12 protein-coding genes are annotated in these 13,371 nt (G+C 42.8%); all 12 read right to left on the reverse strand.

Annotation, left to right across the window (positions count from 1 at the left end; translation table 11 throughout):
- Positions 1-264: 264 nt before the first annotated feature.
- The 12 genes from wecG to wecA all read right to left on the reverse strand — a co-directional run bounded on the left by wecG (position 265) and on the right by wecA (position 13,173).
- Positions 265-1,032 carry a lipopolysaccharide N-acetylmannosaminouronosyltransferase gene (wecG, locus tag SJ312_RS21010; RefSeq protein WP_319868321.1) on the reverse strand — a complete coding sequence of 256 codons (768 nt, stop codon included), beginning with the start codon at positions 1,030-1,032 and terminating at the stop codon, positions 265-267.
- Between the two features lie 9 nt (positions 1,033-1,041).
- Positions 1,042-2,397, reverse strand: a complete 1,356-nt coding sequence (gene wzyE, locus SJ312_RS21015; RefSeq protein WP_094962456.1) for an ECA oligosaccharide polymerase — start codon at positions 2,395-2,397, stop codon at positions 1,042-1,044.
- On the reverse strand, positions 2,394-3,476 hold the full coding sequence (locus SJ312_RS21020) for a TDP-N-acetylfucosamine:lipid II N-acetylfucosaminyltransferase (RefSeq protein WP_004906092.1): 1,083 nt from the start codon (positions 3,474-3,476) through the stop codon (positions 2,394-2,396). Before SJ312_RS21020 ends, wzyE begins: the two co-directional genes overlap by 4 nt.
- Positions 3,473-4,723, reverse strand: coding sequence for a lipid III flippase WzxE (wzxE, locus tag SJ312_RS21025; RefSeq protein WP_165880551.1), 1,251 nt, complete (start codon positions 4,721-4,723; stop codon positions 3,473-3,475). The genes SJ312_RS21020 and wzxE overlap by 4 nt, the downstream gene beginning before the upstream one ends.
- On the reverse strand, positions 4,723-5,853 hold the full coding sequence (gene rffA / locus SJ312_RS21030) for a dTDP-4-amino-4,6-dideoxygalactose transaminase (protein WP_112308137.1): 1,131 nt from the start codon (positions 5,851-5,853) through the stop codon (positions 4,723-4,725). The genes wzxE and rffA overlap by 1 nt, the downstream gene beginning before the upstream one ends.
- Entirely contained in the window at positions 5,840-6,580 is a 741-nt protein-coding gene (gene rffC, locus SJ312_RS21035; protein WP_319868322.1) for a dTDP-4-amino-4,6-dideoxy-D-galactose acyltransferase, read from the reverse strand. The genes rffA and rffC overlap by 14 nt, the downstream gene beginning before the upstream one ends.
- A complete protein-coding gene (gene rfbA, locus SJ312_RS21040; protein ID WP_109912165.1) occupies positions 6,558-7,439 on the reverse strand; it encodes a glucose-1-phosphate thymidylyltransferase RfbA in 882 nt (293 codons plus the stop codon). Before rfbA ends, rffC begins: the two co-directional genes overlap by 23 nt.
- An 8-nt stretch (positions 7,440-7,447) precedes the next feature.
- The gene (rffG, locus tag SJ312_RS21045) at positions 7,448-8,521 is read right to left on the reverse strand and encodes a dTDP-glucose 4,6-dehydratase (RefSeq protein ID WP_319868323.1); all 1,074 of its coding nucleotides are present in this window, start codon (positions 8,519-8,521) and stop codon (positions 7,448-7,450) included.
- Positions 8,512-9,774 (reverse strand): UDP-N-acetyl-D-mannosamine dehydrogenase, encoded by a 1,263-nt coding sequence (wecC, locus tag SJ312_RS21050; protein ID WP_094962451.1) that lies wholly within the window; start codon positions 9,772-9,774, stop codon positions 8,512-8,514. The genes rffG and wecC overlap by 10 nt, the downstream gene beginning before the upstream one ends.
- Positions 9,771-10,901 carry a non-hydrolyzing UDP-N-acetylglucosamine 2-epimerase gene (gene wecB / locus SJ312_RS21055; protein ID WP_004906103.1) on the reverse strand — a complete coding sequence of 377 codons (1,131 nt, stop codon included), beginning with the start codon at positions 10,899-10,901 and terminating at the stop codon, positions 9,771-9,773. The genes wecC and wecB overlap by 4 nt, the downstream gene beginning before the upstream one ends.
- 98 nt (positions 10,902-10,999) lie before the next feature.
- Positions 11,000-12,058 carry an ECA polysaccharide chain length modulation protein gene (gene wzzE, locus SJ312_RS21060; RefSeq protein ID WP_004906105.1) on the reverse strand — a complete coding sequence of 353 codons (1,059 nt, stop codon included), beginning with the start codon at positions 12,056-12,058 and terminating at the stop codon, positions 11,000-11,002.
- A 29-nt stretch (positions 12,059-12,087) separates the two neighbouring features.
- Positions 12,088-13,173, reverse strand: a complete 1,086-nt coding sequence (gene wecA / locus SJ312_RS21065; RefSeq protein ID WP_004906107.1) for a UDP-N-acetylglucosamine--undecaprenyl-phosphate N-acetylglucosaminephosphotransferase — start codon at positions 13,171-13,173, stop codon at positions 12,088-12,090.
- Positions 13,174-13,371 lie beyond the last annotated feature (198 nt).

A 13,371-nucleotide genomic window follows, 5' to 3' on the forward strand; every position in this document is an offset into this window, starting at 1 on the left:
TTAAAATGCAGTTTTAATTGAAACTCAGTTAGTAATAATCACTGCAATTATTTGAAAAGCATCAATTAGGCGATTAAAAAAATGCCATAGCCGCAAGATTAAGCACAAACTGGTGCGAATATGATTATTTTTGAGGGATTATAGAAATATTTGAAGAAAGAGACCAGTCATTCGGAGAATTCAGACCGCAAGCAAGGGATTAGGCCTACTTGCGGCCAGTAAAATACATCGATAATAACGATAAAAATCAAATCACTATAAAAATTACAGCTTACCGCCGTAATAGTAACCTAAAAATTTCAGTAATTTAAACTGACGAATAATACGGGAAGGCTGAGATAGTAAGCGATACAACCATTCCAACCCTAAGTTTTGCCAAACTTTCGGTGCACGTTTTACATGCCCTGTAAACACATCATAAGTCCCCCCAACGCCCATATATAAGGCATCTGGGTACACACTTCGGCAATCTCGCATAAAAATTTCTTGTTTCGGAGAACCCATCGCAACAGTGACAATTTTTGCACCACTTGCACGAATGCGTTCGAACAATGCACTTCGCTCTTCAGCAGTAAAATAGCCGTTTTGCGAACCTACAATGTTCACATTCCACTGCGAGCGTAGCTTGCTTTCAGTTTGCTCTAGAATTTCTGGTTTGCCACCCACTAGGAAAACTGGCGTACCTTCTTTACCGGCCCGTTCCATTAACCCTTCCCACAAGTCAGCACCAGCCACGCGGGAAACTTCAGCTTGGGGGTATTTACGACGAATAGCACGGACAATACTAATTCCGTCAGCATATAAATATTCGGCTTGGCCTAGTAACGTATTTAAAGCCGTATCTTGTTCAGCGATCATCACTTTTTCTGCATTAATCGCAACGAGCGTTCCCGTTTTCGTTTCCCCACCAGCAAATAAGTAGTCTAAAAAATGGGCCATATTTTTAAAGCCCCAAATATTATGACCACGAATACTATATTGTGGAATAGATGGCTGTGTAACGGATGAAGACTTAGTTGATGACGATTCCATGATACTCCTTTAGCGGCTTTCACGCTGTTGGCTTCTTAAAAAAGAAGCTGTTTTTGTGCGAATAAGCCCTGCACTTTCAAATAACCAATACAGTAATTTTGCTAACACCAGACACAGTCCGAATATTAAGCAGAAGAAAACCACCCGTGAGACGAAAGAATCCACGCCTTCACGCGCTAAAACAATGATGTTAAAAATGGCACCAAAACAAAATGCCTGCATAATGGCAGCCTTATAGCGATTCGGTTCTTTCAGGCTCATGCCATAGATCCAATCAAACCATTTGATGATAAGCCCCACAACTATGGCTCCGAGTGGTATAAAAATCACCCCACCCATCACCACCAATGAACCAATCAGTGTTGGGGAAATTGCCAGTCCAGAATGGTTGTTTAGTACTTCCCACGTAAAATAGTTGGCAGAATTCAATACCGTATCTGGGCGTTCTGGCCAAACCCAAGAAGGAATAAAAACATAAAAGTCACGGATAATCGGCGCTAGGCCTTGAAAGTCCATCTCATCATAGTGGCTTAACAGTAATGCTAAGTTTTCCCACGGGGAGAATGTGTCCCGTGTTAAATACAAGAAAGTGTAATACGCTTCGGCACCACTGACATCTAGCCCATAGCGCTTTAAGGCTAACCAGAACATACCTACAATACTTGCGACCCCGGCAGCAGCTAGCATCCACAGCGTAATCCAACCCCTGACAATCCCAATAAATAAGAATAGTGCGAAAGCAATAATAATGTTCGCTCTGGTTCCTCCAACGATAACATAGGTCAAGAAACCAAATGCAACGGTACTAACGAGGAAGAAAATCCAACGTTTCTGTGTCGGTCGCAAGAAATAAACAATCAACATTGCCGGTATGAAGAAATAGAAAAAGCGTTTTAATGCCACGCCAGAAACTTGGCTGGAGAAAATTTGGCTATAGGATTTTAGCTTAAACAGCAAAAAACCGTTCTGCATGAAAAAGATACCTACTGTCACGACTGCAATCAGTATCAATAACAGACAGGTTAGATTCGTTTCCACTTTGTTCATGCTAAACAACGCACGCCGTGGTGCGTCTGGTTGCCTAGAAAGCCGTGTTTTATAAGCAACATAATAAATCGCATAAAAACTGGTAGCCGCTAGTTGGGCGTAAAGTAAGTAATCCGCTTTCACAACCGCAACATCAAATTGGAACACTAACGCACAAGTTAATGGAAAACCAAAGTAAAACGTCAATAAATACAGCATTGAAAAGAAAATATTGAAGTTAAACCGAGCACGTAAAAACTCTTTGTACAACAAAGTACCAATAAAAATAATTGATATCAGGTAGACCAGTGCTAAGCCACCTAACTCCGTCAGTGTCATGCTCGCTCCTCCACGGCACTGAGAACGGCTTTCCAGCCTTCAGTAAAGTTAGGAGCAAAAAATTCGATATGCTGTTTATCTAATAAGCTCATTTGGCGCTGAGCTTCATCCACTAGTGGTATCGTCAGGTTGTCACCATAGAAAAATACAGGGACATTTTGAGCAGTTAGATCCTGCCAAAATGTATTTTGACGGCTGATCACAAAAGGAATACCAAATTGAATTAGCAAACAAACCGTACCAACACCTTGCTGGCGATTAAAAATAAAATAGCCAAGATCACAGGATTTGAGCAAATTAAGGTACTCGCTAAACTCCATGCGCTCTTTCAGAATTTCTACTTGCCCTGAAGTAAACTCACTATTTGCAGCCTGTTCGACTTGTTCAATATAGCCTTGGTTATTTGCAGGATAGCCCATTGGGACAATAACCTTAACCTCATCACCAAATTGCTGTTTAATCGCACTCAGCGCCTCTACATGACGATTAGAACGGTCACCTGAGTTACCCAACAAAATAGTCAGTTGAGAGCCTTCACGTGCCTTAGGCTCGCTAATTGTCAATGCGGGGTCCATTCGTGTTGGAAAATACAACACAGTGGCAGGCACTTTAGGGTTCGACTGGTGGAAATAGCACAAATCCCCACGTGTTGCACACACATGCCCTACTTTTTTCTGCGCTAAACGACGCAAAATATAGAATAACTTAAATTTTAGGGAGCTAGATTCTTCATAGAGGTCAGCTCCCCATATATGCCACCAAAACTGATGGGATTTGATTTGACCAAATAATAGCGCTAACCAAATAGGGGCGTTGAATTGCCCATGAAAGAAAAAGCGAGTACGGCGATCTGCCTTGGCACGCTGTATAACACTATTAGCAATGGCCTGTTTATTCGCAAAAACATCTATTTTTAGCTGAGGATAAGCGTCAGCAAGCTGCGCATCATCGCTTACCACCATAAAATGCGGCGTTGATGACGAAGCCATTTCTTGGCAAATGACGTCATTAAAAAACGTCAGTACCGTCTGATTGTGGTGTGGGAGGTTCGATCCCAGTACATGTATTAAGGTTGTCATGCTCGCCTACGGTAAATCAAAAATACGCAACAACATAAGGTAAAATAGACAATATAAGTGGCCATATAAGCCTGAGTTGCACCTACTGCACCATGTTCAGGGATAAGCCAATGGGCAAAGCCCGTTAATAATAAAAATTGACTCACTTCAGTGAGGACATAAAAACGCAATGCGGCTTTGGCAATGACCAAATAGCCAAATACGTAAGCCCCCACTTTCAATACATCACCGACCAACTGCCATGCAAACAGGTCTCTCATCCCTGTAAATTCTTTTGAGAACAGCAACCAAATCGCGAAATCACGTAGTAACCAAACTGTAAAACTCACAACGGCAACAGCAGGTAAAACAAACTTCAATGCTTTAACAATTTCTGCTGTGATTTCATTTTTATGCTGCAAACGCGATAACGTCGGCAATAAATACACTGAAAATGTCGCGGTAATAAACTGCAAATAGGCATCTGAAATAGTGGTCACACCGGTCCATAACCCCACTTCATCCCAGCTATAGGTTTGGGCGAGTAAGTTTCGCATCATGATATAAGCAACAGGCAACGTTACCGCTGTTAGCATCGCCATGACCGTAAATTTGCCTAAATTAGTCGCAATCGCTTTGTCCCATGCTGGCTTCAATGACGATAACGCAAACTGCTTGCGTTTAATTATCATCCCAGCCGCAGGCAATACCACAAGTGCAGGGACTAATGCTAACCCCGCTAGTGCACCTTCATACCCGCCCACTAGATAGCATAAATAATAAGCAATTACACCAATTACGCTACCCAAAATAATGGCTAATGCGTTTGCTGATGCGTCTCGGTAGCCCTTCAAAATAGCCAGAAAATAGTTCGCATACGCGATACCCATTTGAATTAAGGCGACTATTTGAATAACTGAGCTGTATTTTTCACTATCAAATAACGCCACGCTAATTGGCGCACTGCAAAGTAAAAAGATAAGCGCAAGTAGCGCTGAAAATCCTAAAATAATCGTCGATGAAGTTCCCAGAACCGCACGTAATTTTTGTGGGTCTTGGTGGTGCTCTGCAACATATTTTGTGACACCATTGAAAATCCCTGCACCAGATAACACCCCTAGTACAGTAATCAATTGGCGGAAGTTACCCGCCAGCCCCACACCGCTGGGCCCAAATGAGACTGCAAACAACTTAACGATTAACAGGCCTACCCCGATTTTAATCAGGGTAGAGCCAGCAGTCCAAACCGATGCTTTAGCAAGAGACATTAGGCAAAGAACGCTTTGATTCGCTCAATGACCGTCTGCTGTTCGTCATCAGTCATGTTGTAGAACATCGGTAAACGCACTAAGCGATCACTTTCTGATGTTGTATATTTATCTTCACCATGGAAACGGCCAAACTCAATACCTGCCGGGCTAGTGTGTAATGCAACGTAGTGGAATACCGTCAAAATGCCATGAGATTTCATGTAATCATTGAATTCGGTACGCTCTTCGATATCTTTAAGTTTGATGTAGAACATATGGGCATTATGTTTTAAGCCTTCTGGCACAGTTGCTAGGACTAAACGTCCCGCATCAACCAATGGCTGCAACGCTTCATCATACCGTTTCCATAATAGTAAACGGCGATCATTAATTTTGTCGGCTTCTTCTAACTGTGCCCATAGGTAAGCCGCTTGCAAATCAGACAACAGGTAGCTTGAGCCGATATCACGCCATGTGTATTTATCCACTTGACCACGGAAAAATTGGCTACGGTTCGTTCCTTTTTCACGGATCACTTCAGCACGGCTAATCAAGTCTTTATCATTGATAAGCGTTGCCCCACCTTCACCGCCTGAAGAATAGTTTTTAGTTTCATGGAAGCTATAACAGCCAATGTGGCCGATAGTCCCCAGTGCTTTGCCTTTATACGTCGACATCACACCTTGTGCCGCATCTTCAATCACGAATAAATCGTGTTTTTTCGCGATAGCCATAATGGTGTCCATCTCGCAAGCAACACCTGCATAATGGACTGGAACGATGGCACGCGTACGTTCAGTGATTGCGGCTTCAATTTTAGTTTCATCGATATTCATCGTATCCGGACGGATATCAACGAATACAATTTTAGCGCCACGTAATACGAATGCGTTAGAGGTCGATACAAAAGTAAAGCTTGGCATGATAATTTCATCACCTGGCTTAGTATCAATCAGGATCGCTGCCATTTCTAATGAGGCCGTACAAGATGGCGTTAACTGCACTTTTGGGCAATTAAATCGTTTTTCCATCCATTCTTCACAACGTTTCGTGAAGCCACCGTCACCACACAGTTTGCCACTTTCCATGGCTTGTCTCATATACTCTAATTCAGTACCTACAACGGGTGGTTTATTAAATGGAATCATGTTGTCCCCTGTATAACCAATAGGCGGTACTGGCAATTGCTGCACCGCTACGTGAATAAAGATTTAATGCCGCAACATTACTGATTTGCGTGGCCACATTTAACTGTCTTTTTTGGTGTTCCACACACCAATTAAATGCTGCTGACATCAACTTACGCCCCACACCTTGCCCTTTCGCTTCTGGCATTTTCGCTAGTAGGCCAACCCGTGCCGTTTCTGCATCAAGGTGCCGCAAACTCACGAAGCCCAATACCGCACCAGACGCATCTTTAACCAGTAAACAAGTGTGGTCAAACGTACCCAGAACTGATTTTTCTATCCACAACGCATAAAACTGCCCGCTATCACCATCACGGTACCAAGGTGCTCTAAAGCGGCTTTTGCTAAAGACAGACTCAGCGGCTTGCCGCAACGTAGGGATATCATCCACTTGTGCAACAATAACGTGGTCTTCCGCTGTTAAACCAGTCTTTAAATAAGCATTTTCTGTGCCAATAGTAAGAGCGAAATCGATTTCACCTTCAACAAATGAAAACCCCATACCAGCTAAATCATCAATCAGCTGCGTTTCAGACGCTGCGACTTTTGCTTGCACGATATCGTATTCATCCATTTGATAAGCAAGGAGAGTTTCGAGGTTATCCCCTGTAAAATTCAACTTTGCTGTTGAGCGATGAAAAAATTCGCTCTCCCATGGCAAGCTCTCAATACTGGCGTGGACGGACACGTAATAAATCCTCTAAATATTGCCCATAACCTGTTTTTTTCAGCTGTTGCGCTGAAAAAGCGACTTGTTCGTCTGTCAACCAGCCATTACGCCATGCTATTTCTTCTAAACAAGCCACTTTGAAGCCTTGGCGTTTTTCAACGGTTTGTACAAAAGTACCCGCCTCAATGAGGCTATCGTGAGTGCCTGTATCCAACCAAGCAAAGCCACGACCGAGCAATTCAACGTTTAATTCACCACGTTCTAAATACATTTGGTTAATTGACGTAATTTCTAATTCACCGCGTTCAGAAGGTTTAACTTGTTTTGCAAATTCAACCACTTGTGAATCATAGAAATACAACCCTGTCACCGCCCAATTGGATTTAGGTTTAAGCGGTTTTTCTTCAATAGACAGTACTTTAAAATTATCGTCAAATTCCACAACACCAAAGCGCTCAGGGTCCATCACTTGGTAACCAAAAACGGTTGCGCCATTTACTCGTTTAGCAACAGATTTTAATTTTGGGCTAAATGAATGGCCGAAAAAGATATTGTCGCCCAATACTAAGCAGCATGAATCACCATTAATGAACTCTTCACCAATGATAAACGCTTGCGCAAGGCCGTCTGGTGATGGCTGTTCCGCATAGCTCAGCTCAATCCCAAACTCATGGCCATCCCCTAATAAACGTTTAAACATCGGCAAGTCGTCAGGGGTAGAGATAATTAAAATCTCACGAACTCCCGCTAACATCAAAACTGAAAGCGGGTAGTAAATCATCGGCTTATCGTAGATAGGCAATAACTGTTTAGAAATACCGCGAGTAATAGGATGCAAACGCGTTCCCGACCCTCCAGCTAATATAATACCTTTCATACTGTCACCTAATTTCCTAGACCTAAACGTTCGCCCGCATAGGAACCGTCTTGTACGCGACGCCACCACGTTTCATTGTTCAAATACCACTGCACCGTTTTGCGAATACCTGATTCGAAGGTTTCTTGTGGCGTCCACCCCAATTCGCGCTCAATTTTCGCAGCATCAATCGCATAACGCATATCGTGGCCCGGCCGGTCTTTCACATACGTGATTAAGTCACGGTAGTGCGCCACACCTTCAGGCTTTTGCGGACGTAGCTCTTCAAGCAGTTCACAAATCGTTTCTACAACGTCAATATTACGGCGCTCATTATGGCCACCGATATTATAGGTGGTGCCAGGTTGCGCGGTTGTAGCAACTAAATGTAGTGCTCGTGCATGGTCTTCAACAAACAACCAGTCACGAATTTGCTCACCTTTACCATAAACAGGCAGAGGCTTACCCGCTAAGGCGTTCAAAATAATTAATGGGATCAATTTCTCTGGAAAATGATACGGCCCGTAGTTATTTGAACAATTAGTGATCATCGTTGGCAGGCCATAAGTTCTTTGCCAAGCACGAACTAAATGATCACTCGATGCTTTCGATGCTGAATATGGGCTACTTGGTGCATAAGGCGTTGTTTCTGTGAAGAAACCATCAGGTCCTTCTAAGTCACCATATACTTCATCTGTTGAGATATGATGAAAACGGAAAGCTGCTTTTTTCTCATCATTCAATGCGGACCAGTAATGGCGTGCCGCCTCTAACAGTGTGTAAGTGCCCACAATGTTGGTTTCGATAAATGCCGCAGGGCCATCAATTGAACGGTCAACATGGCTTTCTGCCGCTAAATGCATAACGGCATCGGGTTGGTATTTTTCAAAAACGGCATCTAATGCAGCTCTATCACAAATATTCACCTGCTCAAAAGCATAGCGCGGGTTATTCGCAACCGTTGCAAGGGACTCTAAGTTACCTGCATAGGTTAAGCAATCCAGAACCACTGCGCTGTCGTCAGTGTTTTCAATAATATGACGAACAACAGCAGAGCCGATAAACCCGGCGCCTCCAGTGATTAAAATGCGTTTCAACGCCATACTCCTTTTGTATCCACAACCCATTTTTGTGGGATCGCAGAGCCTTGGATGCCTTTGAACATATTGTGGTCAACTAACATTAAGATCACATCCGCTTCATTAACGGCTTTTTCAATCGAAACTAGCTCAGAAATGCCTTTTAAAGAGGTCGGTAATTCATCAATGTGTGGCTCAACCGCATACGTTTTACCTGGGTTCCAGTTCGCCACCATTTTGGTGATGTGCATTGCTGGGCTTTCACGTAAATCATCAATATTAGGTTTAAATGACAGGCCGAAACAGGCAATGGTCACTTCACTGGCTTTTTTACCGGTTTCCACTAAGCAATCAGCCACTGCTGCTTTCACTTGGTCAACAACCCAAATTGGTTTGCCATCATTGACTAAACGAGCGGTATGAATAAGACGTGATTGTTTTGGATTTTGCGCAACGATAAACCATGGGTCAACCGCGATGCAGTGCCCACCAACACCTGGGCCTGGTTGCAAAATATTAACGCGTGGATGACGATTCGCGAGGCTGATTAACTCCCACACATTGATGTCTTGTTCCGCACAAATTAATGATAATTCATTCGCAAAAGCAATATTCACATCACGGAAGCTATTTTCCGTTAACTTACACATTTCCGCAGTTCTTGAGTTAGTAATTACACACTCACCTTCAAGGAAAATATTGTATAGCTCACTTGCACGCAGAGAGGATTTTGGCGTCATACCACCAACAACGCGGTCATTTTTAATTAATTCGACCATCACTTGGCCTGGTAACACACGCTCAGGGCAGTACGCTACATCGATATCGGCTTCTTCCCCTGCTTGATGAGGGAAGGTTAAATCAGGGCGAGCAGCTGCCATCCACTCTGCCATTTGCTCTGTTGTTCCTACTGGCGATGTAGACTCAAGGATGACTAAATCCCCTTTCTTCAGCACCGGAGCCACAGACTCAGCAGCAGCACGTACATACGCGAGGTCAGGTTCGTGCTCGCCTTTAAATGGCGTAGGCACAGCAATCAGATAAGCATCTGCAGGTTGCGGCTTAGTAAAAGCTTTCAGATGGCCTTCTTCAACCGCCTTTTTGACCACGATATCCAGTTCTGGCTCCACGATGTGGATTTTACCCTGGTTAATAGTATCAACGGCATGTTGGTTAACATCGACACCAACCACTTGTTTTTTACGTGATGCAAAGGCTGCTGCTGTTGGTAAACCAATATAACCAAGGCCAATAACAGAAATAGTTTCAAAACTCATAATTTCACCTGATTACTTTTCAATGCTGCAAGAATACGCTGACATGCATGACCATCCCCATAAGGGTTATGTGCGCGGCTCATTTCGTGATACTCCGCGTCATCTGTCAGTAACCGATTAACTTCTTTCACAATTTTTTGTGTATCTGTTCCCACAAGACGAACAGTACCTGCATCAACAGCTTCTGGTCGTTCTGTGGTATCTCTCATCACCAAAACAGGCTTACCGAGAGAAGGCGCTTCCTCTTGAATACCACCTGAGTCTGTTAGAATTAAATAAGCATGGTTCATCAAATAAACAAACGGTAGGTAGTCTTGAGGGCTAATTAAAATAATATTATCAATATCATGCAGTATACGTTTAACAGGCTCACTCACATTTGGATTTAAGTGAACTGGATATACGACTTGCACATCGGGATGCGCTTGTGCAATTTCTGCTAAAGCGTGACAAATACGTTCAAAGCCACCACCAAAACTTTCTCGACGATGGCCCGTGACTAAAATCATTTTTTTATTTGGGTCGATAAATGGGTAATTTGCAGCCAATTTCTCCATCATATGCTGGTCGCTCATGACTTTATCACGTACCCACAATAACGCATCAATTACGCTATTACCGGTGACAAAAATATGGCTGTCAGGGATAGATTCTTTTAACAAATTTTGGCGTGAATTTTCAGTTGGCGCGAAGTGATACATCGCTAAATGACCAGCAATCTTACGGTTTGCCTCTTCAGGCCATGGCGAATACAGGTTTCCTGTACGTAATCCCGCTTCAACATGCCCTACTGGTATACGATGGTAAAATGCCGCAAGGCTAGTTGCCATCGTTGTAGCTGTGTCGCCATGAACAAGAACAACATCCGGTTGAAAATCAGCAAAAACGCTTTTCAACCCTTCAAGAATACGACAAGTGATATCAGTTAAATCTTGCCCTGGCTTCATAATATTGAGATCGTAATCTGGAATGATCTCAAACAGTTTCAGTACTTGATCTAGCATTTCACGATGCTGTGCCGTAACACAAACTTTAGCTTCAAAGTCTGTATCTTCAGCCAATGCATGAACCAGTGGTGCCATTTTAATAGCTTCAGGTCGTGTGCCGAATACAGTCAATACTTTCACAGAGACTCTCTTATATTTATCTTTCGCAGTGAGCTGCTTTGTATAATCTTAATAACTTTATATGCCACTGGAAAATTCGCCAGTGGCTTATCCCAAAATCAAGATGGGCGGCGGCGAGCAAGTACCACTCCGGCACCTACTAACATCCCTATGGCTCCCCATAGAACCATCATAAAGGCTCGACGAGGACTATCGCGTTTAACGGGCTCTTCAGGAGTACGTAAATAGCGATATGCTTGAAAATTATCTTGGAGGGTAGGCCCGACACTCAATGTTGATAACATGGCAATATTTTGGTCGTAATCACTGTCGTGATCGGGGCCGGTTGCTTTCAATGTTTCAATTTGTGCTTGTAATAAAGGGGCACCTAACATAAACATTTTTGAATCTGGGATTTCATCCACAGGTGTTGCGCTTTGATTACGTACAATACCTTGTTTTTCTGCAACTTTTAATGCTTGTTCCAGTGCATTCAAACGTCGCTCATAAGCGGCCTTGGCCACCATATCTTCACGTTTAACTAATGCCTTCATGGATTGCATTTTCGTTGCCCAAGTGCCTTTAATTTCATCATTTAGATTCGTTGTGGCACGTTGGTTAGCAAACTGAGTGTATTGACGCAGCAACTGGTTCGCATCTGCGGAAGTTTCCGCCACTAACTTAATGCTATCTGTTAAATTTTTGACTTCATCTGCTGGCGTAAACTCAATATCGTTGATGAGCTCATCCAATAATGCGGCATCTGCTTTAGGATCATTCTCTAAGCGCTGCTTATAGTAATCCGTATTTAGCCAAAATTGACGACGTGTATCATAAGAGCCAAGCTGCTTTGTGAATTCTTGATAAGCTTCTTTTGCAATTGTCGGTAATTGCCCTTCTTGCCCCGTAGTATTAATACGGGAATCGAGGTTGCGCAGAAATTGCTGCTGAGAATAGTAACTTCCCAGATTATTGACGGTTGGTAAATCCGTAATTGCTGTCGCACTCCACTTCGGCTGCATAAAATAGGACGCTCCCAAGGCAATTGCTGCAAAAATAACGGCAAATGCAACGATCCAAATTTTACCTTGCCACAGTGAGCGACATAAACCACGGATATCCAATTCCGGCTCTATTGGCGATTGATGCTGACTCGGTTGTGTTTCTGAGTTATTCACTGCACAGAACCTCTATTTTCGTTTTGTCGTTACCGTACTGCTCCTCTACGTGCTCTACGTCTCACTCGCTTAATAAAACGGGCGACTTTCCAAGCTCGTTTGATGCAGTAACCATACATCATAAATACAAGCAAAAATAATGCCAACATTACCCATTCAGGTACAAATGTTAAGTGTTCACCAATAATACCGACACATGCTAAAGCGGCCGCTGATAGTGTAATCAGTACAAATGCCCCTTTTGGTGTAAAACCAGAACGCATAATTAAATGATGAATGTGCTGGCGATCGGGTGAAAATGGGCTCATCCCTTTACGAATTCGACGATACATAATGGCAACCATGTCCATTAGCGGGATCGCAATAATCCATAAAGCGGTAACTGGGTTAATCGGATGTACTTCTTCTTGGGTCGAAGCCACAAGGATCCAAATAATAGTGAACCCAATCAGCGTACTTCCCGCATCTCCCATGAAGACTTTAAAACGACGGCCTAGCACACCTAAATTAAGAAGAATATAAGGAAGGATAGCTGCAATAAAGGCAAAACACCAAAATGCTAACGCATAGTTACCGTTTTGATATAGCAAAAAGCCGAGAGCGCCAAAAGAAACAGAAGATAAGCCACCGAGTAACCCATCAATGCCATCAACCATGTTAAAAGCATTAATTGCTGCCCATACTGCAAATAGGGTAACGATATAACCAAATGGACCCAGTACCAGTTCCCATGGGCCAAAGGCATGACCGAGTGAATCAAGTTTCAACCCTGCCGCTGTCATCATAACAACCGCAACGATCGCTTGAATACCAGCCCTTAGTTTCACACTGATGTCAAACCTATCATCTAATGCGCCAATAAAGACTAATAACCCTGCACAAGCGATATATAGCCACTTATGAGGGATATATTCTCCGGTAATATAAAACGCAAAACAGATCCCAAAGAAAACGGAAATTCCCCCAACAAGAGGAACTAATCCTACGTGTTTCTTTCTGAAATTAGGTTTATCAACTAACCCGATTTTTATTGCAACAACTCGAGCCAGAAAAATAAAAACTAATGAAAACAAGAAAACGTAGAAGAGATTGGTTACAAAGTGTATGGTGTCCACTGTTTGACTCTCTTAATCTTTATATTTAACTTTCAAAACTAATTTTTTAGCGAATGCAGATAAACCAGCATACGCCAATGCATTATCATCTTGGTACTGAAATCTGCTATAAGACGAATCTTTATTCATAAAGAGATTCCTGTAACATTATTAGTTTTTACACTTTATTAGTGTGTTTGATTTAATAACGAAACATCC

The organism is Providencia sp. CIM-Carb-044 (assembly GCF_033901115.1).
Taxonomy (GTDB): domain Bacteria; phylum Pseudomonadota; class Gammaproteobacteria; order Enterobacterales; family Enterobacteriaceae; genus Providencia; species Providencia hangzhouensis.